Here is a 23,911-nt window from a genome sequence, read left to right on the forward strand (position 1 = left end):
ACATGGTCCTCGAAGCGCCGCATCTTCCCCCGATCGGCAAGCGTCTGCGCCAGGAAGCCTCGCGGGACGACCGCATCAAGCTCGGCTTCATGGCGGTCATCGGGCTCTATCTGGTCGTCGCCCTCGGCGCGCCGCTCTTCGTCATGCTGTCGAAGTCGCTTTCGACCTATAGGTTCGAGCTTTCGGCCTTCGAGTTCCAGGTGAGCGACGAAGCGGGGGCGAACTGGGGGGCGATCGTCAATGCCGCGGATCTCAACCGGCAGCTCGAGGCGCTGACGGAAGCCGAGCTTCCGAGCAGTTCCGACGGACGCCTCGCGGTGACCAAGTTCTTTCCGGACTTCAAATTCCGCAGTCCCGTCCACTACCGCATTCGTGGAACGACGGACGACGCGGCCTTCCTGGTCGGCTCCGCCCTGGAAAAGGGGACGGAGTGGCGTGAATACGATTCCGGCACCTTCCGGCGCGTCGTGCTGCGGCCCGCGCGCACTTTGGGCGTTGAGAACTTCACGACTTATTTTGCGACACCGGCCCTGGCGCAGTCGATCTACAATTCCGTGCTGATGGCGGTGATCAGCACGGCGTTCACCATCTCGATCGCCTTTGCGCTCGCCTATGGTCTGACGCGCAGCTGCATGCCGCTCAAGGCTCTGTTCCGCGGCATTCTGGCGATCCCGATCCTTGTGCCGTCGCTGCTGCCGGGCATTGCGCTCGTCTATCTCTTCGGCAACCAGGGCATCTTCAGGGATTGGCTGCTTGGCTATTCGATCTACGGTCCGATCGGCATCGTCATCGGCTCGATCTTCTTCACGCTGCCGCATGCCTTTCTGATCATCCTGACGGCGCTCTCCGTTGCCGACGCGAGGCATTACGAGGCGGCCGCCTCGCTCAAGGCCAGTAAGTGGCGGACTTTCACGACCGTTACGGTGCCCGGCGCGCGCTTTGGCATCGTCTCGGCTGCCTTCGTCGTCTTCACGCTCGTCATCACCGACTTCGGCCTGCCCAAGGTGATCGGCGGGCAATACGGCATGCTGGCCGTCGATATCTACAAGCAGGTGATCGGCCAGCAGAACTTCGAGATGGGCGCGGTCGTTTCCGTCATTCTGCTGGTGCCGGCGGTGCTTGCCTTTTACGTCGACCGGCACATGCAGAAGCGGCAGGTGGCGTTGCTCTCAGCGCGCGCCGTGCCCTATCAGCCGAAGCCCAATGCCCGTATGGACGGGTTGTGCTTCGCCTTCGCCTGCCTCGTCAGTCTCTTCATCCTCGGCATGATCGCGATGTGCCAGATCGCGGCGGTGGTGAAGTTCTGGCCCTACGACCTGACGCTGACGGCCAAGAACTTCGCCTTTGACCTGATGGACGGCGGCGGCTGGGCGGCTTACGGCAATTCGATCCGGCTCGCGCTTCTGACAGCGCTCTTCGGTTCGATAGTCGTCTTCGCCGGCGCTTACATGGTCGAGAAGGCCGACGGCTTTCGCCTCGGTCGCGGCGTCTTCCACTTCCTGGCGATGATGCCGATGGCCGTGCCCGGCATGGTGCTCGGACTTGCCTATATCTTCTTCTTCAACAACCCGGCCAATCCGCTACACCCGATCTACGGCACGATGACGATCCTCGTCGTCTCGACGGTGACGCACTTCTATACCGTCGCGCATCTGACGGCGCTGACGGCACTGAAGCAGATGGACCCGGAATTCGAATCGGTGGCCGCCTCGCTCAAGCAGCCGTTCCACCGGCTGTTCTTCCGGGTCACGGTGCCGGTCTGCCTTCCGGCGATCCTCAACATCGCGATCTATCTCTTCGTCAACGCGATGACGACGGTCTCGGCGGTGGTCTTCCTCTACTCGACGGATACGAAGCTTGCCTCGGTCGCGGTGCTCAACATGGACGATGCGGGTGACATTGCGCCGGCTGCGGCCATGGGCATGATGATCTTCTACACCAATGTCGCGGCGAAGCTCGTCCATGCGCTGATCGCGCGCGGCCTGCTCGCCCGGACCCAGGCCTGGCGCTAACCCGTTTCCAGATGGGCAAATTGTTTCGCCTCCCTTCGCCGCCGAAGGGAGGCGCCGCTTGCTCGACGGCAATCCTAAGCTACCCGAGGCTCTTCCATCGTCGCCCTGCGATCGTTTCCGGCGCGCTGGCGTTCCATCTCGGCAAGACGCGTGCGTTGCGGCGTAAGCCCATAGCGCTCGCGGTAGGTGCGGGAAAAATGCGACGCGGTGGAAAAGCCGCAGGCGACCGCGATCTCGATGACCTGAAGGGATGAGGTGATGAGCAGCAGATGGGCGCGCTCCAGCCTGAGGTCGAGATAATAGCGTGCCGGCGTGCGGCCCATTTCCTTGCGAAACAGGCGCTCGATCTGGCGCCGCGACAGGCCGGTCGAAGGCGACATGTCGGCAAGCTTCACCGGCTCGGTGAGATTGGCCTCCATCTGCTTGATGATCCGGATCAGCAAAGGGTTGTCGATGCCAAGGCGTGCCTGCAGCGGCAGGCGCTGGCGCTCGCCTGTCTCGCGAAGCCGCTCGCAGAGCGCCGCCTCGCAGATGCGGTTGACAACATCAGGGCCGAGGTCCGCTTCGATGATGCGCAGGAACATGTCGAAGGGCGCATTGCCGCCGGCACAGGTGTAAAGGTTGCCGTCGATCTCGAAGGCGGTCTGGCGCGCCCCGGCAATGAAGAACCTTTCGGAGAAATCCGGAAAATGCTCCCAGTGGACCGCGCAGCGACGCTCGTCGAGCAGGCCTGCGCGCGCCAGACAGTAGACGCCGCCAGCAAGCCCTGCGAGGCGCAGCTGATTGCGGGCGCATAACCGAAGCCAGGCCTCCAGAGCCCGGTCGGCGGGCGGTTTCGTGCGGCTGCCGCAGACGACGACGAACCCTGGCTGTTCGCCCCGGTGGTACCGGCCGCGCTCATCCGAAAGAGATCCGGCCGCAGCAAGGCGTGTGCCGCAGGATGAGACGGCGGATGAGGCATTCGCCGTTACAACGTGCCAGTGATAGACCCGGCGCCCGGCCACGTCATTGGCAAGGCGCAGCGCTTCGGTCGCTGCGGAAAAGCCATGCAGCGCAAAACCATCGAGCAGATAGAAGGTGAAGTGGCGGACCCGCGCGGTTGCCTGCTGCATTATCTCTTCCTGATCATGAAAGGTCGTGACGTGTTGCGAGATTGATGGAATAGTTACATTATGCAACATAATGAACCGTTGCCAAGCCGATTTCAGCGGCTGCGGAGGAAAATTCTCTGTATTCTCGCGTGAAATGCCGGTTATTACCAACCGGGCGAGTGGCGAACCTGTGGCGCGGCTTGTCAAATGGACAAAAATGAACACAGTTGGTTCCATGTCTGACTCTCAAAGCACAAGAGCGCTCGCCCCGCGCCGACATGGCGAAATCCTCAGGCGTCTCGCGGCCGACGGCACCGTGGGCATCACCGAGCTTGCGGACTTCTTCGACGTGTCGCGCCAGACGATAAGGCGCGACCTGAAGCTGCTTGCCGATCGCGGCCAGCTTGATCTTGTCCATGGCGGCGCCACCCTGTTCGAGCCGACCGAGGCGGCCTTTGTCGAGCGGCGCGAGGAAAATGCCGCGCCGAAGGCGGCGATCGGGCGGGCGGCGGCCGGCCTGGTGCGCGACGGGATGGTGATTTTCCTGGATTCCGGTACCACGACGCTGGCTGTCGCCCACGCGTTATCAGGGCGGAGAAACCTAACGATTTGTACAACTTCGCTGTCGATCGCTCTGTTAATGTGCCGGCAGCCGCTGGTGCGGGTGCACATGCTCGGCGGCGAGATCGATCCGGACGAGGAGGCGGCTGTCGGCATCGATGCGCTTGAAGCCATCAATCACTTCCGTGTCGATGTCGCGTTCCTCGGCGGCGGCGGCCTGTCGCCGGATGGCGAGGTGACCGATTTTACCCGCAGCGGCGCCGAACAGCGCTCGCGCATGGTGACGACGGCGGCCAAAGCCTATTTCGTGCTCGACAGCTCCAAGTTCGGGCGGCTGACGCCGCTGCGCATCCCGCGCTTCGAAGTGGCCGCCGGGGTGATCGTCGATCGGCATCCGCCCGAGGCAATCCGCGAGGCGCTGGAGCGCAAAGGGCCGGTTCTGATCGTCGCCGAGCATGAAATGTAATATTTTGTAACTTTTTGTCTTGTTCTTTGTCGATGTTTTGGTACCGTGTGGCCTTCCATGGTTTCGGGAGGTCGTTTCATGGCGCAGGAATTTCCAACGCAGGCACAGGTCGTCATCGTCGGTGGCGGCATCATCGGTTGTTCGGTCGCCTATCATCTGACCAAGCTCGGCTGGACCGATGTCGTTCTCCTGGAGCAGGGGCAGCTCAGCGGCGGCACCACCTGGCACGCCGCCGGTCTCGTCGGCCAGTTGCGCAGCCACGCCAACATGACGGGTCTCATCAAGTACTCGACCAAGCTCTACAGCGAGTTGGAGTCTGAGACCGGTCTTGCCACCGGCTGGAAGAATTGCGGTTCGCTTTCGGTTGCGCGCACCGAGGACCGCATGACCGTGCTGAAACGCACGGCGGCCTCGGCCCGCGCTCAAGGTGTCGAGATCGAGGTGATCTCGCCGAAGCAAGCCCAGGATCTCTGGCCGGTGATGGCCATCGACGACCTTGTCGGCGCCGTCTGGCTGCCGGGCGACGGCAAGGCCAATCCGACGGACCTGACGCAATCGCTCGCAAAGGGTGCGCGCAACCGCGGCGCCCGTGTCATCGAACGCGTCCGGGTCACCGGCATTTCGACGAAGAACGGCGCCGTCACCGGGGTGGAAACCGACCGCGGGGTGATTGCCGCCGAGATCGTCGTCAACTGCGCCGGGCAATGGGCACGCAAGGTCGGCCAGATGTGCGGCGTCACCGTGCCGCTGCACTCGGCCGAGCATATGTATATCGTCACCGGCCGGATCGAAGGCGTGCATCCCGACCTGCCGGTCATGCGCGATCCCGACGGCTACATCTATTTCAAGGAGGAAGTCGGCGGTCTGGTCATGGGCGGCTTCGAGCCGGAGGCGAAGCCCTGGGGCATGGCCGGCATTCCCGATGATTTCGAATTCGCCCTGTTGCCTGATGATTGGGACCAGTTCGAGATCCTGATGCACAATGCGCTGCAGCGCGTGCCGCAGCTTGCGACGTCAGAAGTGAAGAAGTTCTACAACGGCCCGGAAAGTTTTACCCCCGACAACAATTTCATTCTCGGCGAGGCGCCTGAACTGAAGAACTTCTTTGTCGGCGCCGGCTTCAATTCCATGGGCATCGCGAGCGCCGGCGGGGCAGGGCGGGCACTGGCCGAGTGGATCGTCAACCGCGCGCCGACCATGGATCTCTGGCCCGTCGATATCCGTCGCTTTGCCGGCTTCAACAACAATCCGCGCTGGCTGCACGACCGCGTCAAGGAAACGCTCGGGCTGCACTATGCCATGCCCTGGCCAAACCGGGAGCTCGACACGGCACGGCCTTTCCGCCGTTCGCCCCTCTACGATCGCCTTGCCGCAAAGGGTGCGTGCTTCGGCTCCAAAATGGGATGGGAGCGCGCCAACTGGTTTGCCGCGGAAGGCCAGAGCCCGGTGACGGAGTACGCCTTCGGCCGGCAGAACTGGTACGACGCGGTCAAGCGCGAGATGAAGGCGACGCGCGAGGCTGCCGGCATCTTCGACCAGACCTCGTTTGCCAAGCTGCTCGTCCAGGGACGGGATGCCGCAGCGGCGCTCAATCGCATCTGCGCTGCGCAGATCGACGTGGCGGTCGGTCGTTCCGTCTATACCGGCCTGCTGAACGAACGGGGCGGCTATGAGACCGATCTGACAGTCATGCGTCTTGCTGCCGACCGTTTCCTGCTCATTACCGGATCGGCGCAGGCCGTGCACGACGCCGATTGGATCCGCAAGAACATTGCAGCCGACACCCATGTGACGCTGACCGACGTAACCTCGGCCTACTCGGTCCTGGCTCTGATGGGGCCACGGTCGCGCGACATTCTCTCCGGGCTCACCTCGGCCGACATATCGAATGACGGGTTTCCCTTCGGGACGATCCGGGAGATCGACGTTGGTTATGCCACAACCTTCGCCAACCGCATGACCTATGTTGGGGAACTCGGCTGGGAACTGATCGTACCGACCGAATTCGCAGTCGGCGTCTACGAAGCGCTGCACGAGGCCGGCCGGGAATTCGGACTGACGGACTGCGGATATTATGCGCTCGAGGCCCTCAGGCTCGAGAAAGGCTACCGTGCCTGGAGCCGTGAGCTGACCCCTGATGTTACGCCCTACGAGGCCGGTCTCGCCTTCGCAGTCGCTCTCGACAAACCTGGCGGCTTCATCGGCCGCCGCGCGCTTGACGAGGCGAAGGCAAAGGGAACGCCGTCGCGCCGCATCGTGCAGTTCACGGTGGACGATCCGGACCCGATGCTCTGGGGCGGCGAGTTGATCCTTCGCGATGGGAAACCTGTCGGAGAAGTACGCTCGGCCGCCTATGGTCATACACTCGGGTGCTCGGTCGCGCTGGCGCTCATCGAACATCCGCCTGGAGTCGACAAGGCCTTCGTGGAGACCGGCCGCTTCGAGGTTGAACTTGCGGGCAAGCGCTTCGCGGTTACTGCACAGTTGAAGGCGGCCTATGATCCGAAGGGCCTGAGGACGAAGGCGTAGCTGAACATTCCGGCGTCGGCGATCCAGTCCCGGCGACGCACGGAATGCCGCCGCAGTTTTACGGCCGATTAGCTCGGTACCATTCTGCCGCTACGCGGGAACGACGGCGATCCAGACAGAACGTTATCGCCGATGTTGTGCTGAACCCACGCGCACCGATGAACAAGTCAGGAAGAACGCCGGTCCGCGTTCTTCCTGCTTTGCGCCGCCATGCGTTCGATGCGGGTGCGAGAAACACTGAGCTTTTTCGCCAGCGCGCCGGCGCTCATCTTCAGAGGGAGTAGATACTCCTCTCGGCGCATTTCGCCCGGATGGACGGGCGGAAGGATGGGTGTCATCTCAAGCTCCCTGTCTGCGGCGAACCCCATCCTGTTCCTGCGCGGGCTTTCGCACCTGCACGCTCATGGAAAAGGCTGGTCGTCACCAGAGAGGAGCCGGCCTACCCATATCGCCGGCTGCCGTTTACGTCTTTGCCGATGATCTCCCGGATGATGGTCAAGGTTTCCTTCGCCGCCTCCTTGGGCGCAAGCGCGGTATCGGCGACGTTGCTGACCAGTTTCGTCATGTCGTGATCGATGTCCTTCTCAGCCCAACGCTTGCCCTTGGCAACAGTAATATAGACCGAGTAGGCGTGATGCATTGTTCCAGGCCGTTCGCCGATGATGTGGAGAATTCCCCGGAAACTGTTGGGATCGGCGTCCCCAAAAAGCATCTCGCCGATCCTGTAGCCGGCCCGCACCCTGCCGCTCGTCACAAGAATATTCTTGTCGCTCATAGTGACGCCGGCGTCGCCGAGCAGACTGCGCATTGCCTCCAGATACGGATGAAGATGGCCTTCGTCCATGATCGCCTTGGCGTTCAGACCGTCTGAAATGACGATCTGGCCCTTGGGCATGGCGCCTTTCCAGGATGCCCTTATCCGCTCGATTTCCTTGACCGAATCGGGGCTCAGCGTTTCGCCGGTGGTAGGGTGGGCGATGTAGTCGTTTCGGTCCTTGGAGAGGGTGCGGACCGGGACGACGCCTGGCACAGTGGCGACAAACTCCGGTGTGAGTTCGGCCCATAGAGACTGCTTGGCGTCGTCATACAGACCCCGCACTTTCGTCGCGAGCGCAGGGTTGAGATCCCAGATCTTCTCTCCGTGGCCCGTCGCCAGGTCGACGCCTCTCGCTTCGACCGCCTTCATCATCTGCCTGCCTTCGGCGTAAACAGCTTCCTTGGCTCGCTTGTCACCTTTGGCGAGGCGGTATTGGTAGTACACCCAGAGGGGATCTCCGTAATTCGATGTATAACTGTTGTCGTTGCCGACGATGCCGATGCGCTTGTAAAACTCCCACATTGCGTCGTTGACCTTGAAGCCAAATTTCTCCCTGATGCGCACGTGGTCCTGAAATGCGGTCGTCAGATAGCTCAACATCGGGTCATTCTTGGTGGGCAAAGCGATCAGATAAGCAGGATTGGCCGGCATGATCTGGTCCTGGCACCAATCGAGATCGTCCAGGCTGACCGTCATGTGCAGAGTTGTGCAGATATCAAGGCCGATGGTCAGCCCATGAAGCTTGCCCATGACCATGTCTTCGAGGCAGCATCGGACGAGCTGTTCGCGGCTCTTGAAGACCTCCGGTCCGATGAAGCCGGCAACGTCGTTGACATGGAGCCATGCTCCCTTGGGCTGCACCTTTGCAAGCTCGATCCCGGTCGCCCTACTGAACCCATATTTTCGAGACTCGAGCACCATCATGTCGACGCCATTGGCCACGCCGTTGGTGAATTCCGAGCCCTGCCCGGTCTCGAAGTAGAGGCCATACCTTTCCCCTGCTTTCGCGCTTGCATACTTCAGGATCTTCTCGTTGGTGATGTCGAAGATCTTGTTGCAGTCATCGGTTCCGGCGAGGCTCTGGAACACGGTCGCAACCGTTCCCGGGAAACGTTCGCTCACCTCGCCCTGGACATCGATATGGGCAAGCACACACCAGGGAATGACGTCGACCAGCTTGAAGGTATCCACGATGTCCTTGAGCGCTCGCTCCACCGTGACGACGCTGTTGACCGTGCTGTCCACCGGGTTGGTACCGATGACGATGTCACCGGTTGCATAGGAAAACGCATCGAAGACCTGCCACATGATGTCCTCGGGGTGATCCGTTGGCGAATTCGGCTGGATGCGTGCGCCCATGTATCCTTTGGCTCCCAGCTTGGTGCCAGGCATGACGTTGAAGATTTTCTGGCTGACGGCGATCAGCTCGTCGTTGCTCATCAGTTTTGGCACACAGCCGATGGTATCGCTCGTCAGGCCGTACATGACGCCTTTGATCTCTTCTTCCGATCGGGTGAGAAGAAATTCCTTCAGCTGACCCATTGTCCAATCTTTCAGCTTTTCTTGCTGCGCCTGGTCGGTCGTCTGCCAGATCAATCGCTGCAGATCGTCCTCAAACAGCGGGTGCCGATCCAGGTCTGCGATCTTTGTGTTCGCCAGAAGTGCCCTCGCATTGCGCCGCGTCGTGTCGTCGTGCGCACCCACTCCGATGGCCTGATCCCCCTCCTTGAAGTCGTTTGCCGCTCCAAGAACCTGCTGATAGGTTTTCTGGTCAAAGCCGCCCTTGACCCTGCTCAGATACGCAAACACGTCTTCCCTTGGCCCGATTTCCTCTATTGTTAGGGCTGCTTCGCCAACCGCCGCTTTCGCCGTTTGACCATAGCTTGCAAGCGCTGCAGTCCCTGCGATTACCAGGAGATCTCGTCTGTAAAGTCCGGCATGCTGGTTGGAGAAGAAGCCTTCACTCATGGCTGAATCCTTTCTCAGAATGTCGATAACGGGCTCCACGCGGGCATGGCTGCGTCATCACCGGCCGCCGAGCCATTCATCTCGAAAAGCCCCCGGCGGTGAACAGCTGCGCGCTATGGGTCCGCAGCAAGCCAGTCGGGCCGTTCTCGATCACGACGAGACGGACGTCATGACCTTGTCCGTCGTCAACGAGCGAAACGCTCCGTTGAGCAATCCTCCTGCCGGCAGGTCTAGGCGAAGAGTAGGTCGTGCACGGGTGAATTAGTGAAATCGCATGACGATACGACCGTCGATCTTTCCCTCAGCCACTCGGCGGAAGATGTCGTACGACGGCCGCATTCATTGACTTTACCATTTCCATGCCCCTTCAATTTGTATGATCGTGAAGAATGCATTTGGTGAATGTTCGACCACGCTTCCAGGATCCAGTCGCGGTCCCTTATGAGACCAACCAACACCCGTCCGTCGTCAACGACAGCAAGGCCGCTGACGCGGTTTGCCGCGCGCTACGTGAGTTGGGATGGACACCGTAGCCGGGCGAAAGCCTTACGATTTTTTCCGTCACTACATCCATGACGCGCATATCGATCCAACTCCCAATGGAGCTCGGTACGGTCATCAGCGACGATAAATTAAACCCGTTGCAACCGTTCGACAATCTTTTCGTTCAATTGAATCTCAGATGAAATGAGCAGTGGCCATGTCGGTTTGCAGCTTCTAGCTGAATACCGATTTCCTCCGTACGGGAGACAGGCACTGACTTGACGCTGACCCCATGGGTCGTGGTTGGTTCAACAGGTTGACGTCAACTCGGATCAGCGTGGATTAAGCACACATTCAACGATGGCGCGCGCCAGCGTCTCAGCGGCGCGCGACGGCTTGTTGCGCGGATGGGCGATGTGGAACAGGTCCTCGAAGGTCATGCGGTCGGGCGCTAGTAGCCGCAGTCGGCCGTTGCGTACCCACTCGTCTGCATAGTGGTCGGGCAGGAAGCCAATGTAAGCGCCGGAGAGCAGAAGCAGTAAGGTGCCTTCCATGTGCGGCGTTGCCGCAGCCCAGTTAAAGGTCACGCCGCAGATCGTCTCGGTGAGCATGTAGGTGCGGCCGGCAAAGGATTGCGCTCCTAGCAGTTCGTCGGTGAGGGATTCGTCGGGCATGTCGAACAGCGGATGACCTTTGGCGCAATAGAGTTTCTGCACCTCGGAAAACACCGGCTGTGTGCGGAAATGCGGGGTGGCGCCGCCGACTGACGGCATCAGAACGATCTGGTAGCCGCCGTTCAACAGACCCTGGTGCAACACCTGCGGCGCGGCGACGTCAATCTCAAGATGGACACGCGGCGCCTGCCGGTGGAACGTGGCAAGCGCGCCCTGCAGATCGAGATCGCGATTGGTGATCATCGCATCCACAGTGCCGAAAGTCAGGCTGCCGGTCAGTTCCCCTTGCGCCTCGCCGACACGGCTCTGGAACTTTTCCAGCGAGCCGAAAAGATCCAGCGTCGCCTCATAAACGAGGCGCCCCTCGTCGGTCAGAAGGAAACCGCTTCGCCCGCGGCTGCAGAGGCGTAAGCCCAGCCGCTCCTCAAGGTGGCGCATATGGGTGGAGATGGTCGCCTGCGTCATCCCGAGTGATGATTGCGCGGCGGAAAACCCCCCATGCTGCACGACGGAGGCAAAGACACGCAACAATCTCAACTCTGCATCGCCGAGCGACAGATTGAGGATGCGATGGCGAACCTTGTTGATCATGCATTGATTAAGTCACAACTAAACATCCAATCATAGATATTTTTAAGCGTATCGACCTTCCACACACTTCCTTCATCCTGAGGAGGAGAGACATGGCGGGTAATTCCTATGAAACCGGGCGGCTGAACCTGCCGTTCGTCGGCATCTGCACCTTCGGCAAATATCCCTACCAGCCGGACTGGGATGCGATCGATGCGGATGTGGCGATTCTCGGCGCGCCGTTTGACTGCGGCACGCAATGGCGCGCCGGCACCCGCTTCGGGCCGCGGGCGATCCGCGAGGCATCGACGCTGTTTTCCTTCGGTCATGGGGGCGCCTACGATCACGAGGACGACGTCACCTACCTGCCGAGCGACAAGGTTTCGATCGTCGATATCGGCGATGCCGACATCATCCACACCGACACGATGAAGAGCCACGCCAACATCGAATTCGGCGTGCGCAAGATCCTGGCCGCCGGTGCACTGCCGGTGGTTCTCGGTGGCGATCACTCCGTCAACATTCCCTGCATCAACGCGTTCGACGAGGACTGCGCCAGGAATGGCCCGATCCATATCGTCCAGATCGACGCGCATCTCGACTTCGTCGACGAGCGGCACGGGGTTCGCTACGGCCACGGCAATCCCATGCGCCGGGCCGCCGAGAAGCCCTATGTCTCCGGGCTCTCGCAATTCGGCATCCGCAACGTTTCCTCGACTGCCAAGGAAGGCTACGAGGATGCGCGGTCAATGGGCTCGGATATCCTGTCCGTGCGCCAGATCCGCGCGCTCGGCACGGAGGCGGTCGCCGCCCGCGTGCCGGCCGGAGCCCGCTACTACGTCACGATCGACATCGACGGCTTCGATCCCTCGATTGCGCCGGGTACCGGCACGCCGTCCCATGGCGGCTTCATCTATTACGAGGTGCTGGAGATCCTCTCGATACTCGCCAGGCGCGGCACCATCGTCGGCATCGACCTGGTCGAGGTTGCGCCGGACTACGACCACTCAGGCTCGACCTCGATCCTCGCCGCCCAGGTGCTGATGAACCTCATCGGCCGCGTCATGCACGCCAAGAGAGGCTGAGACCATGGGTAGTATCGCTTACGATTTTTCCGGCGAACACGTGCTGGTGACGGGCGCCAGCCGCGGCATCGGCCGCGCGGTCGCGGAGGGTTTCGCCGCCGCCGGGGCAGAGGTCACCATTCTTTCCTCCGGCCGTGGAATTCACGAGGCCGCCCGCGAGATGTCTGAACGCTTCGGCCGCAGGATCGCGGCGCTCGAATGCGATATCACCGACAGTGCTGCCGTTAAGGCGACACTCGCGCCGCTTGGTCGCATCGATGTGCTCGTCAACAATGCCGGGCTCGAGCGCATTACGCCGGTGACCGACGAAGACGACAGCGTCGAAGACACGTTCCGACGCATCACCGACATCAACACCAACGGCACCTTCTATGTGACCCGCCATGCGTTGCCGCATATGCGCGCGGGCGCCCGCATCGTCGTCACCGCATCAATCTGGAGCCGGGTCGCCGTGCCCGAGTTCTCCGCCTATATCGCCTCCAAGCACGCCAATCTCGGTTTTACCCGCGTGATGGCCAAGGAACTCGGGGCGAAGGGCATCCGTGTCAACGCCGTCTGCCCCGGTTGGGTGCGCACCGAGGCGGCAATGCTGTCACTCAAGAACATGTCGCTGCGCACCGGCCGCCGCGAACAGGACCTGCTGGACGAGATCGTGGGAGCCCAGGTTCTGCCGGGCCTCTTGGAACCGGAAGACCTCGCTGCACCCTATCTCTTCCTCGCCTCCGATGGTGCCAAGGACATGACGGGACAGGCGCTGATGCTCGACCGCGGCGAGGTGATGGCATGAGCGCGCGCGTTCTTGTCACCGGCGCCTATCGCGGCATCGGCGCGGCCTGCGCACTGGCGTTTGCAGCGACGGGGGCTCGGGTTGCGCTTGCCGATATCCGCCGACCGGACGAGACCGCCGATGCCGCGACACGGGCAGGGGCCGCCGAAACCCTGACGCTTGCCTGCGATGTCTCGGACGAAGGTGCCGTTGCCGCGGTCGGCGAGGCGGTGCGGCAGCGGTTCGGCGGGCTCGACGTCGTGGTCCACTGCGCTGGTGTCATCCATGAAGCGCCGCTGCTGGAAACCCCCGTCGCCGATTTCGACCGGGTGATTGCCATCAATCTGCGCGGCAGCTTCCTTGTCGGCAAGATGGCGCTGGGTTTGATGGAGGGAACGGCCGAGCAGCCGGCGCGGCTGATCATGATCGCCTCCGACATGGCCCATTACGGCCGTGAGACCTTCTCGCCCTATGTCGCCTCCAAGCATGGCGTGCTCGGGCTTGTCCGCTCCTGGGCAAAGGAATTTGCGCCGCGCGTGCTGGTCAATGCGATCTGCCCCGGTCCGATCGATACCGAGATGCTTGGGGCGGCGAACATGAGCGCGGAATGGCGTGCCAGGGAACTGGCGATCCCGCTTGCGCGCTTCGGCAAGCCCGAGGAGATCGGCGAACTCGCACGGTTTCTCGCCGGCTCCGGCGGGCGCTACTTCACCGGCCAGGGGATCGGCAGCAACGGCGGGAGCATCATGCCATGATCGCAAACCTCATTCCCTGGCCAAACGGTGCGAAATGTGCCGCCTCCATCACCTTCGACATGGATGCCGACAGCCTCGTCCATATCGCCCATCCTCAAGACGGTCACAGCCGGGTCTCGGCAATCTCGATGCTGCAATACGGGCCAAAAGTGGCGATCCCCCGCATTGTCGAGAGCTACCGGCAACTCGGCATCAAGCAGACCTTCTTCGTGCCCGCCTGGTGCATCGAGCAATACCCGCAGGCGATCGAAGCAATCCTTGAAGGTGGTCACGAGCTGGCCCATCACGGCTTCCTGCATGAGCACCCGCGCGAACTCTCGGACGAGGACGAGGCGCATTGGCTCGACCGCGGCATCGAGGTGATCATGCGGGCAAGTGGAAAGCGGCCGCGCGGCTGGCGGGCGCCGCTCTACAATTTTTCCCATCGATCCGCGGATCTGCTCGTGTCGCGCGGGTTCGACTACGACGCTTCGCTGATGGGCGACGACATTCCCTATCTGCTCGAATGCGATGCCGGGCGCCTCGTCGAACTGCCCTCGCACTGGGGCCTCGACGACTGGCCGCAATATGTCCAGTCGATGGACCTCGATTACATGATGCCGATCCGCGCGCCGGAACAGGGCTTCGCCGCTTTCGCGCAGGAATTCGAGGCGGCCTATCGCCATGGCGGGCTCTGGGTGCCGGTCGTTCACCCCTTCGCCACCGGCCGGTTGGCGCGCTGGGAGGTGGTGCACCGCTTTCTCGAACAGGTTCTTTCGCGTGGTGACGTCTGGTTCGCGCCGATGGAGGAGATCGCCGCCCATGTGCGGCGCGTTGTCGAAAACGGCAGCTGGTCGCCGAGGATAGACCGGCTGCCCTTCTATTCCGAGCCCGTCACGGTTCGGTAGCCGGCAGCGGGTTTGCCCGCTTCCGAAGATCGGCGGCTGATGGAGCCGCAATGGACTTCGCGGAAAGACGCCAGAAGGCGCGACGCGAAAAGGGGAACGACGATGGAAAACAACGATATCGCCTGGCAACAGGAACTGGCGCGGCGCGCGCGCATCTATGAGGACGTCGAGGCGGGAGACCGTTTCGAGGGCACGATGAGCACGCTCGACTATTGCGGCATGACCGTACTGACGCTGGTGCTCGTCGTCGGCTTCTGGCTCTGGGGGGCTTGAGATGACCGATCATGTCGCACACGAACATCTCTCCACGTTGAAGACCGAGCAGGAAGAGGCCGCCCGCAATCGCGCGGCCGCCGAGCGCGGTGACGCGCCATTGCTGCCTTCAGAAAGGCTGTGGGGTTTCTGGGAATTCACCTATGCCAATTCGGCGCTGGCGATCGCCACCTGGGCCTTTCTGATCGGTGGCTCCGTCGGCCTCTTCGTCGGGCCGAAGGAGGGCATCGCCGCGATCGTCATCGGCAATATCGTCGGCGTGGTGCTGACGGCCCTTGCCACCACCACCATGTCCGGCCGCTACGGGGTCGAGCAGTTCGTCGCGCTGCGCAGCCAGTTCGGCTACAACGGCAGCCGGGTCGTGTATGTGCTCGCCGTGGTCATCCTGACCATGGGCTGGCTTGCAGTCCTTGCGATGATGTTCGGCCGCTCGATCGACGGGCTGATGGCGTTGAGCGCCGGCGAGGCGGCCAATCCGACTGGTGCCAAGATGATCATCGCGGCCATCGGCGCGATCCTGCTCACCTGGTTCATCGTCGCCAAGGGGCCGACCTCGATCAAGTTCTTCAACATGGTCGTGTCGCCGGCGCTGGTGCTCTTGATGGTGGCGATGCTTTACCTCATCCTCAGCCATCACTCGATCGGCGAACTCCTCGCGCTGCCGGCCCTTGCCCCGCCGTTTGAGGACAAGACGCTGAACTTCATCGTCGCGGTCGAGGTCAATCTCGCCGCCGGCTTCTCCTGGTGGCCCTATATCGGCAACCTCGCGCGGCTGACCAAGAACGAGCGCACCGCCTTCTGGCCGAATATCCTCGGCATCTTCGGGGCGGCGGCCCTCGGCGAGATCGTCGGCTTGCTGGCCGCCGTCGCGCTCGGCGAAAGCGATCCGACGATCTGGATGACGAAGATCGCCGGTCCGATGATCGGCATCGTCGCGCTGCTTTTCGTCGCCTTCGCCAACATGACCTCGATGGCAAACATCCTCTACACCTCGATCGTCGGCCTCAGGCAGGTCGGAACCGCATCGGTTCGCGCCATTTCCTGGGGCGCGATCCTGTTCCTCTTCTGCCTCATCCCGTTCGGGCTCGTGGTCTTCTACCCGCAGATGTATGACGGTTTCTTCATCTTTCTCGTCTGGACTTCGGCGCTGAATTCCGCGCTCGCCGGCATCGGCATCGCCGACTACTTCTTCCTGCGTGGCCAGAAGCTCGACATGCGCAGCCTGCACGGGCCGCAGGAAAACGGACCCTATCGGTTCTGGGCGGGCTTCAACCCCATCGGGCTCTTTGCCCTCGCGGTCGGCTTCATCGTCTATGTCGCCGTCTTCAACCCGCAGACGCTCGCAAGCCTGCCGGCTTTCAAATACCTGACCGCCTCCGTGCCGTCCTGCCTTGCTGCAGGCGCCGTCCACTACGTGCTCACGCGGCTTTTTGCCCGTGGCCGTGGCTGGGGCCAATACCCGTAACGCCTGGAGAAGACCGCCATGAGCGATACCTACGACTACATCATCATCGGCGCAGGATCAGCCGGCTGCGTGCTCGCCAACCGCCTGTCCGAGGACCCGTCCATCAGGGTGCTGGTTCTTGAATTCGGCGGCAGCGACAAGTCGATCTTCATCCAGATGCCGACGGCGCTTTCGATCCCGATGAACGGAACGAAGTACAATTGGAAATACATGACCCTGCCGGAGCCCGGTCTCGACGGCCGGCGCGTGCATTGCCCGCGCGGCAAGGTCATCGGCGGCTCGTCCTCGATCAACGGGCTCGTCTACATGCGCGGCCACGCCAGCGATTTCGACGAGTGGGAGGAACTAGGCGCGCGCGGCTGGCGCTACGCCAATTGCCTACCCTATTTCCAGCGCGCCGAAAGCTGGCAGGACGGAGGCGACAGCTATCGCGGCGCCTCAGGTCCGCTTGCGACCAATGCCGGCAACGGGATGAAAAACCCGCTCTACGGTGCTTTTGTCGAAGCCGGCCGCGAGGCGGGCTACATCACCACAGACGACCCGAACGGGCACATGCAGGAGGGCTTCGGGCCGATGCACATGACCGTCAAGGACGGCGTGCGCTGGTCGACGGCCAACGCCTATCTGAAGCCGGCGATGGGGAGGCCGAACCTCACGGTCATCACCCATGCGATGACGCGGCGCGTGCTTGTCGAAGGCAAGCGCGCCGTCGGCGTCGAATACGAACTCGGCGGCGAGCGTCATGTCGCACGCGCCAACCGCGAGGTGCTGATTTCCTCCGGACCGATCGGATCACCGCACCTGTTGCAGCGCTCCGGTATCGGGCCAGCCGCCGTGCTGCAGAATGCCGGTGTTCCCGTGCTGCACGATCTGCCAGGGGTTGGCGAGAACCTGCAGGATCATTCCGAGGTCTACATCCAGTATGCCTGCAAAGAGCCGATCACGCTCAACGGCAAGATGGGGCTCTTCAGCAAGGCTTTGATAGGGGCCGAATGGCTCTTGTTCAAGAAGGGGCTTTCGGTCTCCAATCACTTTGAAAGCGGCGGCTTCATTCGCTCCGACGCTTCGCTCCAATGGCCGGATATCCAGTTCCACTTCCTGCCGGCCGCCATGCGCTACGACGGCAAGAAGCCGCTCGACGGCCACGGTTTCATGGTGCTGACCGGACCGAACAAGCCGAAGAGCCGCGGCTATGTCCGGCTTCGCTCTCCGGAGGCCCATGAACAGCCCGATATCCTTTTCAATTATCTCGACCGCGAGGAGGACCGCGAGGGCTTCCGCCGCTGCCTGCGGCTGACGCGCGAAATCATCGCCCAGCCGGCCTTCGACCGCTTTCGCGGCGAGGAAATGGCGCCGGGCAAGGATGTTCGAAGCAACGACGAGATCGACGCCTGGGTGCGCGAGACAATGGAGAGCACTTACCACCCTTGCGGCTCCTGCCGCATGGGTGAGGACGGAATGGCGGTCGTCGACAGCGAGCTCAAGGTCCACGGCATCAACGGGCTGAGGGTGATCGACAGTTCCGTCTTTCCGTCGGAGCCGAACGCCAACCTCAATGCCCCCACGATCATGCTGGCGGAACGTGCCTCCGACATGGTGCGCGGCAAGCCACTGCTCGCGGCTTCCAACGCCGCAGTCGGCGTCGCTCCCGGCGTCGGCGCAACGCAGCGCAGTGGAAAGCCGCTTCGCGCCGTCCGGCAATGATGAGCCTGGAGAGGGTGGTGCGTCATGTTGCGCGGTATCGGTTACGTGGCCGCCCGGCGGCTTCGCGGCGATGACGAGGACCCGGAGGATTGGGCCATGGCGGTCGAAAGGCTCCTCAACCGCCTGATCGCCCAATGCGGCCTTGCGATCGGGCGATCGCATCGGCCAGCCGGAAAAGAAGAGGCCTCATTCGATCCGCCGGAACGCCGGCATAGCCCAGAATGAGCGCATCCGGCTGAGGCGTGGCGATCGTGTAGTCGGACAGGGGATAGCATTGCAGTCCTGCATCGAGCACGGCACGGTGCGAGGCCTGGTCTTCCCGGCCGCCGTCCAGCCAGGCGAGTGCGTTAAGTCCGCTTTCTGAGCAGTCGATGCGGGCAAGTCCGGCAAGCGCATCCCGCCCGGCTAACATGAAAGCCTCGCGGCGCTCGGCGTAAAGGCCGCGCATCCGGCGCAGATGGCTGGCAAAGTGACCGCCGCCGATGAACTCGGCGAGCGCGAGCTGGGTTTCCACCGGAACGCTGCGGTGGATCAGCCCCGAGAGCGTGCGAAATGTCCCGACGAGTTGAGGTGGCAGGACGAGAAAGCCGACGCGGATGCCCGGATAGAGCGCCTTGCTGAAACTGCCCGCGTAGATCACCCGGTCGTCGCTGTCGATGGAGCGCATCGAAGGCAAAGGCGCGCCGTCGTAGCGGAATTCGCTGTCGTAGTCGTCCTCGATGATCCAGGCGTCGCTCGCCCTCGCCCATTCGAGCAGGGCGAGCCGGCGCGGCAGCGATAGGGTGATGCCGAGCGGGTGGTGACGCGACGGCATGACGAAGGCGAGCCGCGCGTCGGGATAGCGAGCCATCGCGCCGTCGACATCCATGCCGTCGGCATCGGTATTGGCCGGACACAGCCGCAGCCCGAGCGTGCGAAACAGGTTGCTGGTGGTCACGGGTCCCGGATCCTCGAACCATATCCCGTCGCCAGGATCGGCAAGCGCCAAAGCCGAAAGCGTGAAGGCGGCATGGCCTCCGGGCGTGATGACGATCTGATCGGGATCGCACGGATCTCGCCGGTGCAGGGCCAGATATTCGGCGATCCTCTGGCGAAGCACCAGTTCGCCCGCGACGTCGCCATAGCCCATGGCCACGGCCTTGCCGCCGCGCGTCACGGCGTTCCAGCATTTCCTCCAGACAGCGAAGGGAAACCGGTCGAGCGCCGGACGGTTGGGGAGGAAAGGCCTGTCTTCCATTTGGCCGATATCGGCCGACATCCGGCATGACAGGTCGCCAATTCGCGATAGCCGCGGCGGGGCGCGGTCGGCGACATCGTGGCGGGTGGGCATCGACAGCGGCTTTGCCGGTTGGCGCGGCAAGGCGGCCGAGACGAAAGTGCCGGCCCCCTGTCTTGCCTCCAGATAGCCCTCCGCCTTCAAGTTATCGAGCACCCGCACCAGCGTCTGGCGCGACAGCCCCAGTTCCTCGGCAAGGATGCGGCTTGCGGGGAGCCTTGTTCCGGCGCGCAGGTGCCCTTTCAGGATCGCCATGCGCAATTGGTCCTGCACCTGGCGGAATTTCGGCAGGGCGACTGTCGCATCGAGGCGAAGGAAAGGCAGGATTGGCCCTTCAAGCTGTTTGACCACCGGTGCGCCTCCAAAAATTGGTACAGTAGAATGCACCATAATGGACGTTTCTTCGTCGTCCAATTGTTACATCCTGTCCCTACACGAAAACGCACCGATGCAGCCCTTCGCAGGACGCGGACAAGGTGCGGGGGAACCGGGACAGGCGGCGGTGCCGACGACCGGATGCAAGTACAAAAAGCAGCCATCGCCCACGATCCGTCGTCGACGGTCAACAGGAGGAATTCATGAACAAGCTTCTATCGCGCGCAACCAGCCGCGCCTTCGTCTTCACACTCGCCCTGGCGACGGCCCTGCCGGGTCTTGCCCACGCTGAGGCATCGCAAGAGCTGGTCGCTGCCGCAACGAAGGAAGGCATGTTGACCGTCATTGCGCTTCCGCACGACTGGTGCAACTACGGCGAGGTCATCGCCGGCTTCAAGGCGAAGTATCCGGGCATCGAGGTCAACGAGCTGAACCCTGACGCCGGTACCGCCGACGAGTTGGAAGCCATCCGGGCAAACAAGGGCAACACGGGTTCGCAGGCGCCTGACGTCGTCGATCTTGGCCTGGCTTTTGCGCCGGCTGCCGCCAAGGAGGGCCTCCTTCAACCCTACAAGGTGGCGACCTGGGACGAAATTCCTGAAAACATCAAGGACGAGCAAGGCTATTGGTACGGCGACTACTACGGCGTCATGGCCTTCGGTGTGAACAAGGATCTGCTTGAGACCGTACCGGCCGACTGGTCGGATCTGTCGAAGTCGGAGTACGCCGGGGCCGTCGCACTCACCGGCGATCCACGGTCTTCCGCACAGGCGATCCTGGCGCTGATGTCGGCATGCATCTCGCGAGGCGCCAAGCCCGGAGCGGAATCGGGCGGCAAGGGCCTGGAGCTCTTTGCGGAACTGAACAAATCCGGCAATTTCGTGCCTGTGCTCGGCAAGGCCGGCACGATCGCGCAGGGGCAGACGCCGATCGTCGCCGCCTGGGACTACAATCTGCTCGCCTGGCGTGACGCGTTGAAAGGCAACCCGCCGATGGACGTCGTCGTACCGGCAAGCGGTGTCGTCGCCGGGGTCTATGTTCAGGCAATCTCGGCTTACGCGCCGCATCCGAACGCCGCCAAGCTCTGGATGGAGTATCTCTATTCCGACGAAGGCCAGACCGGCTGGCTCAAGGGCTACTGCCATCCGGCGCGCTTCAATGCCATGTTGAAGGCCGGCAAGTTCCCGCAGGAGCTGCTCGACAAGCTGCCGCCTGCCGAAGCCTATGAAAAGGCGATCTTCCCGACGGTCGACGAGCTTTCCGCCAACAAGACGGCGATCGTCGAGGGCTGGGACAAGGTGGTCGGCGCCAACGTGAAGTAATCCTCCGCTTGAGAGAGAGGCTTCACTGGTCGTGACGCCTCTCGCCCCCTTTGGCGCAATTTTCCCAGGGACAAATCCGATGACGACAAGCGTCGCATCCCTGCCGGCCGTCTTCCGGCCACGACAGGTTCTCAGCTGGTTCGGAGTCGCCCCCTTCTTCGTCTTCGCCACGCTGTTCCTCATCCTGCCCACGCTCAACATCGTGCTCGGCGCGTTCCGCAACGCCGAGGGACAGGTGACGCTCGAAAACCTCGGCAAGCTTCTTACGCCCTCGATACGATCGGCCTTCTGGATCTCGATCGAGCTCAGCCTGCTGACAGCGGCGCTCGGGTGTCTGTTCGGCTTCCTCATTGCCGCCGCCATCACGCTCGGAGGCCTTCCGCGACCCCTTCGCAATGCCATCCTGACCTTCTCAGGCGTCGCTTCGAATTTCGCCGGCGTGCCGCTCGCCTTCGCCTTCATCGCAACGCTCGGACGCCTCGGTTTCGTGACGATGCTGCTGCGCCACTGGTTCGGCATCAATCTCTACGGCTCCGGTTTCAACATCGTCTCCTTCCTCGGCCTTGCACTCACCTATCTCTATTTCCAGATCCCGCTGATGGTGTTGATCATCACGCCGGCGCTGGAGGGGTTGCGTCGCGAATGGCGAGAGGCGGCCGAAAGCCTTGGCGCCAACGGCTTTCAATATTGGCGACTGGTGGCGTTGCCAGTGCTCTGGCCCTCGCTTCTCGGCACGCTGGCTTTGCTTTTCGCCAATGCCTTTGGAGCGGTTGCGACCGCCATTGCGCTGACCGGCTCATCGCTCTCGATCGCGCCGATCGTCCTGTTCGCCCAGATCCGCGGTGACGTGCTCAATGATCCGCATCTGGGTTATGCGATCGCCTTTGCCATGATCCTTCTCACCGCCATTGCCAACGCAATCTATATCCTCCTGCGCATGCGCGCGGAAAGGTGGGTCAAATGAGGGAAAGGCGTCTCTGGTCCTGGCTCGCCGTCGCTTTGGGCGGGCTCTATTTCCTCCTTCCGCTCGTCGGCATGTTTGACTTCTCCATGCGCATGCAGCGCGATGGCTACAGCTTCGAAGCTTACCGCGTCGTTCTGGCCGATCCGCAGTTCCAGCAAACCTTCGGCTACTCCGTCGTTCTGGCCTTGCTCACGATCGTTCTTGGAATCCTGCTCATCGTGCCGACGGCCTATTTTGTCCGGCTGCGGTTTCCCGGGTTGCGCCCGGTCGTCGAGTTCCTGACGCTGCTGCCACTGGTCATTCCGCCGATCGTCATCGTCTTCGGCTACATCCGCATCTACAATACATCCTCGGTCCTGCCGCTCACAGGAAGCTGGTGGGGTACCAATCTCCTCATTCTGTTCGGCTATGCGACACTGTCGCTGCCCTACATGTATCGCTCCGTCGACACGGGCCTGCGCACCATCGATGTCGGCAGCCTGACGGAGGCGGCCCAGAGCCTGGGGTCCGGCTGGACGCGGATCCTTACCGTCGTCATCCTGCCAAACGTCTTCGTCTCGGTGCTATCCGGCGCCTTCCTGACCTTCGCGATCGTCATCGGCGAATATGTCTTTGCCGCCTTGCTCAATGTCGGCTCGTTCGGCCCTTACATGGTCTGGATGGGGGGAAACCGCGCCTACGAACCCTCGGCGCTTGCCGTTGTCGCCTTCGCCATCACCTGGGCCTGTATGGCGCTGATCCAGCTTGTCACCCGTTTCTCCAAATTCTCCAGCGTGAGGCGTTGACCATGGCTTTCCTAGATATCCAGCACCTGGAAAAATCCTTTGGCCCGACCCGTGTCGTCAAGGATTTCAACCTCGACATCGAGAAAGGGGAGTTCGTCTCCTTCCTCGGCCCGTCCGGCTGCGGCAAGACCACGGTTTTGCGCATGGTCGCCGGCTTCGCGGCACCGACATCAGGCGCGATCCGCATCGACGGACGGGAGGTGACGGGGCTTCCGGCCAACCGGCGCAATATCGGCATGGTGTTCCAGTCCTATGCACTTTTCCCAAATTTGACGGTGGCGGAAAACATAGGCTTCGGCCTCAAGGTTGCGGGCGAGGGCAAGGCGGCCATTGCACGGCGCGTCGGTGAAATGCTGGATCTGATTGGCCTGCCTCAACTCGGGGGGCGCTATCCCTTCCAGCTCTCCGGCGGCCAGCAGCAGCGCGTGGCGCTTGCGCGCGCACTGGCGCCGCGCCCGCAAGTGCTGCTGCTCGATGAGCCGCTGTCGGCCCTCGATGCGAAGGTTCGCATTAGCCTGCGTGACGAGATCCGTCGGATCCAGCGCGATCTCGGCATCACCGCCATTTTCGTGACGCATGACCAGGAGGAGGCACTGTCCATTTCGGATCGCGTCGTGGTCATGCACCAGGGCATCGCTGATCAGGTCGGAACGCCGTTCGAGATCTACAATCGGCCGGCGACGCGCTTCGTTGCGCAATTCGTCGGTACGCTCAATCTTCTCGACGCCGACGTCTTGGATGCGACCACCGGCAAGGTGCGGCTTGGTGGTGTACCGGTGGCGCTGGATCAGCCGCTTCATGGTCGGCCCGGCGAGCGCATCAGCCTGGCGATGCGCCCGGAATCGGTCGAACTGGGGCGCGGCGACAGCGATCGCGTCGTCCTATCCGGCGAAATTGCCGCAGTGCATTTTCTCGGTTCAGTGATCCGCATCAGAGTGGCGGTCGCGGGCCAGTTCGTTTCGCTCGATACGTTCAACCAGCCCGACAGGCCGCCGCCCTCGGTTGGCACCACCGTAGAGGTCAGCCTGCCGCATCGCGATCTTCTGGTGCTTGCCGCCTGATGTTCCCTCAGCTCTGAAGTCG

At 62.4% G+C, this 23,911-nt stretch carries 18 protein-coding genes and 1 pseudogene; 14 read left to right on the forward strand and 5 right to left on the reverse strand.

Annotated features, from left to right (window positions below):
* Nucleotides 1-2: 2 nt before the first annotated feature.
* Complete coding sequence (locus tag XB14_RS26485) at nt 3-2,012, forward strand: putative 2-aminoethylphosphonate ABC transporter permease subunit (protein WP_077967757.1); 2,010 nt, start codon at nt 3-5, stop codon at nt 2,010-2,012.
* 74 nt (nt 2,013-2,086) lie between these two features.
* Here the strand turns inward: XB14_RS26485 and XB14_RS26490 are convergent, their stop codons facing one another.
* Nucleotides 2,087-3,124, reverse strand: a complete 1,038-nt coding sequence (locus XB14_RS26490; protein ID WP_077966117.1) for a GlxA family transcriptional regulator — start codon at nt 3,122-3,124, stop codon at nt 2,087-2,089.
* Nucleotides 3,125-3,338: 214 nt separating this feature from the next.
* Here XB14_RS26490 and XB14_RS26495 point away from each other — a divergent pair, with 214 nt between their 5' ends.
* Nucleotides 3,339-4,130 (forward strand): DeoR/GlpR family DNA-binding transcription regulator, encoded by a 792-nt coding sequence (locus XB14_RS26495; RefSeq protein WP_143348554.1) that lies wholly within the window; start codon nt 3,339-3,341, stop codon nt 4,128-4,130.
* A 78-nt stretch (nt 4,131-4,208) separates the two neighbouring features.
* Nucleotides 4,209-6,659 (forward strand): GcvT family protein, encoded by a 2,451-nt coding sequence (locus XB14_RS26500; RefSeq protein ID WP_077966119.1) that lies wholly within the window; start codon nt 4,209-4,211, stop codon nt 6,657-6,659.
* A gap of 200 nt (nt 6,660-6,859) precedes the next feature.
* On the opposite strand, the pseudogene XB14_RS26505 reads toward XB14_RS26500, so the two are convergent.
* The 3 genes and pseudogenes from XB14_RS26505 to XB14_RS26515 all read right to left on the reverse strand — a co-directional run.
* A pseudogene (locus XB14_RS26505) lies at nt 6,860-6,997 on the reverse strand (addiction module antidote protein, HigA family); the annotation flags it as partial.
* A 101-nt stretch (nt 6,998-7,098) separates the two neighbouring features.
* Complete coding sequence (locus tag XB14_RS26510) at nt 7,099-9,444, reverse strand: ethanolamine ammonia-lyase (protein WP_077966120.1); 2,346 nt, start codon at nt 9,442-9,444, stop codon at nt 7,099-7,101.
* Between the two features lie 815 nt (nt 9,445-10,259).
* Nucleotides 10,260-11,192, reverse strand: a complete 933-nt coding sequence (locus tag XB14_RS26515) for a LysR family transcriptional regulator (protein ID WP_077966121.1) — start codon at nt 11,190-11,192, stop codon at nt 10,260-10,262.
* A 92-nt stretch (nt 11,193-11,284) separates the two neighbouring features.
* Here XB14_RS26515 and speB point away from each other — a divergent pair, with 92 nt between their 5' ends.
* From speB to betA, 7 genes are all read left to right on the forward strand, one after another.
* Nucleotides 11,285-12,256: an agmatinase gene (gene speB, locus XB14_RS26520; RefSeq protein WP_077966122.1), complete on the forward strand. Its 972-nt coding sequence runs from the start codon at nt 11,285-11,287 to the stop codon at nt 12,254-12,256.
* 4 nt (nt 12,257-12,260) lie between these two features.
* Complete coding sequence (locus XB14_RS26525; RefSeq protein WP_077966124.1) at nt 12,261-13,043, forward strand: SDR family NAD(P)-dependent oxidoreductase; 783 nt, start codon at nt 12,261-12,263, stop codon at nt 13,041-13,043.
* Nucleotides 13,040-13,777, forward strand: a complete 738-nt coding sequence (locus XB14_RS26530; protein ID WP_077966126.1) for an SDR family NAD(P)-dependent oxidoreductase — start codon at nt 13,040-13,042, stop codon at nt 13,775-13,777. The genes XB14_RS26525 and XB14_RS26530 overlap by 4 nt, the downstream gene beginning before the upstream one ends.
* Entirely contained in the window at nt 13,774-14,664 is an 891-nt protein-coding gene (locus XB14_RS26535; protein WP_077966128.1) for a polysaccharide deacetylase family protein, read from the forward strand. Before XB14_RS26530 ends, XB14_RS26535 begins: the two co-directional genes overlap by 4 nt.
* Before the next feature lie 102 nt (nt 14,665-14,766).
* Complete coding sequence (locus XB14_RS32885; protein ID WP_143348555.1) at nt 14,767-14,937, forward strand: hypothetical protein; 171 nt, start codon at nt 14,767-14,769, stop codon at nt 14,935-14,937.
* 1 nt (nt 14,938) lies between these two features.
* A complete protein-coding gene (locus XB14_RS26540) occupies nt 14,939-16,402 on the forward strand; it encodes a purine-cytosine permease family protein (RefSeq protein ID WP_077966130.1) in 1,464 nt (487 codons plus the stop codon).
* 18 nt (nt 16,403-16,420) lie between these two features.
* A complete protein-coding gene (gene betA / locus XB14_RS26545) occupies nt 16,421-18,106 on the forward strand; it encodes a choline dehydrogenase (protein WP_077966132.1) in 1,686 nt (561 codons plus the stop codon).
* A 115-nt stretch (nt 18,107-18,221) separates the two neighbouring features.
* Here the strand turns inward: betA and XB14_RS26550 are convergent, their stop codons facing one another.
* On the reverse strand, nt 18,222-19,733 hold the full coding sequence (locus XB14_RS26550; protein WP_179119680.1) for a PLP-dependent aminotransferase family protein: 1,512 nt from the start codon (nt 19,731-19,733) through the stop codon (nt 18,222-18,224).
* A 227-nt stretch (nt 19,734-19,960) separates the two neighbouring features.
* On the opposite strand from XB14_RS26550, the gene XB14_RS26555 reads away from it, so the two are divergent.
* From XB14_RS26555 to XB14_RS26570, 4 genes are all read left to right on the forward strand, one after another.
* Nucleotides 19,961-21,079, forward strand: a complete 1,119-nt coding sequence (locus XB14_RS26555; RefSeq protein ID WP_077966136.1) for an ABC transporter substrate-binding protein — start codon at nt 19,961-19,963, stop codon at nt 21,077-21,079.
* 79 nt (nt 21,080-21,158) lie between these two features.
* Nucleotides 21,159-22,043 (forward strand): ABC transporter permease, encoded by an 885-nt coding sequence (locus XB14_RS26560; RefSeq protein ID WP_077966138.1) that lies wholly within the window; start codon nt 21,159-21,161, stop codon nt 22,041-22,043.
* Nucleotides 22,040-22,828, forward strand: coding sequence for an ABC transporter permease (locus XB14_RS26565; protein WP_077966140.1), 789 nt, complete (start codon nt 22,040-22,042; stop codon nt 22,826-22,828). The genes XB14_RS26560 and XB14_RS26565 overlap by 4 nt, the downstream gene beginning before the upstream one ends.
* Before the next feature lie 2 nt (nt 22,829-22,830).
* Complete coding sequence (locus XB14_RS26570; protein ID WP_077966142.1) at nt 22,831-23,889, forward strand: ABC transporter ATP-binding protein; 1,059 nt, start codon at nt 22,831-22,833, stop codon at nt 23,887-23,889.
* Nucleotides 23,890-23,911 lie beyond the last annotated feature (22 nt).

This window comes from Ensifer adhaerens (genome assembly GCF_002007205.1).
GTDB classification, from domain to species: Bacteria; Pseudomonadota; Alphaproteobacteria; order Rhizobiales; family Rhizobiaceae; genus Ensifer; species Ensifer adhaerens_D.

Bases quoted from the DNA above. Each gene is read 5' to 3' on its own strand.
- XB14_RS26485 (WP_077967757.1), top strand. From the start codon at position 3: ATGGTCCTCGAAGCGCCGCATCTTCCCCCGATCGGCAAGCGTCTGCGC.
- XB14_RS26490 (WP_077966117.1), bottom strand. From the start codon at position 3,124: ATGCAGCAGGCAACCGCGCGGGTCCGCCACTTCACCTTCTATCTGCTC.
- XB14_RS26495 (WP_143348554.1), top strand. From the start codon at position 3,339: ATGTCTGACTCTCAAAGCACAAGAGCGCTCGCCCCGCGCCGACATGGC.
- XB14_RS26500 (WP_077966119.1), top strand. From the start codon at position 4,209: ATGGCGCAGGAATTTCCAACGCAGGCACAGGTCGTCATCGTCGGTGGC.
- XB14_RS26510 (WP_077966120.1), bottom strand. From the start codon at position 9,444: ATGAGTGAAGGCTTCTTCTCCAACCAGCATGCCGGACTTTACAGACGA.
- XB14_RS26515 (WP_077966121.1), bottom strand. From the start codon at position 11,192: ATGATCAACAAGGTTCGCCATCGCATCCTCAATCTGTCGCTCGGCGAT.
- speB (WP_077966122.1), top strand. From the start codon at position 11,285: ATGGCGGGTAATTCCTATGAAACCGGGCGGCTGAACCTGCCGTTCGTC.
- XB14_RS26525 (WP_077966124.1), top strand. From the start codon at position 12,261: ATGGGTAGTATCGCTTACGATTTTTCCGGCGAACACGTGCTGGTGACG.
- XB14_RS26530 (WP_077966126.1), top strand. From the start codon at position 13,040: ATGAGCGCGCGCGTTCTTGTCACCGGCGCCTATCGCGGCATCGGCGCG.
- XB14_RS26535 (WP_077966128.1), top strand. From the start codon at position 13,774: ATGATCGCAAACCTCATTCCCTGGCCAAACGGTGCGAAATGTGCCGCC.
- XB14_RS32885 (WP_143348555.1), top strand. From the start codon at position 14,767: ATGGAAAACAACGATATCGCCTGGCAACAGGAACTGGCGCGGCGCGCG.
- XB14_RS26540 (WP_077966130.1), top strand. From the start codon at position 14,939: ATGACCGATCATGTCGCACACGAACATCTCTCCACGTTGAAGACCGAG.
- betA (WP_077966132.1), top strand. From the start codon at position 16,421: ATGAGCGATACCTACGACTACATCATCATCGGCGCAGGATCAGCCGGC.
- XB14_RS26555 (WP_077966136.1), top strand. From the start codon at position 19,961: ATGAACAAGCTTCTATCGCGCGCAACCAGCCGCGCCTTCGTCTTCACA.
- XB14_RS26560 (WP_077966138.1), top strand. From the start codon at position 21,159: ATGACGACAAGCGTCGCATCCCTGCCGGCCGTCTTCCGGCCACGACAG.
- XB14_RS26565 (WP_077966140.1), top strand. From the start codon at position 22,040: ATGAGGGAAAGGCGTCTCTGGTCCTGGCTCGCCGTCGCTTTGGGCGGG.
- XB14_RS26570 (WP_077966142.1), top strand. From the start codon at position 22,831: ATGGCTTTCCTAGATATCCAGCACCTGGAAAAATCCTTTGGCCCGACC.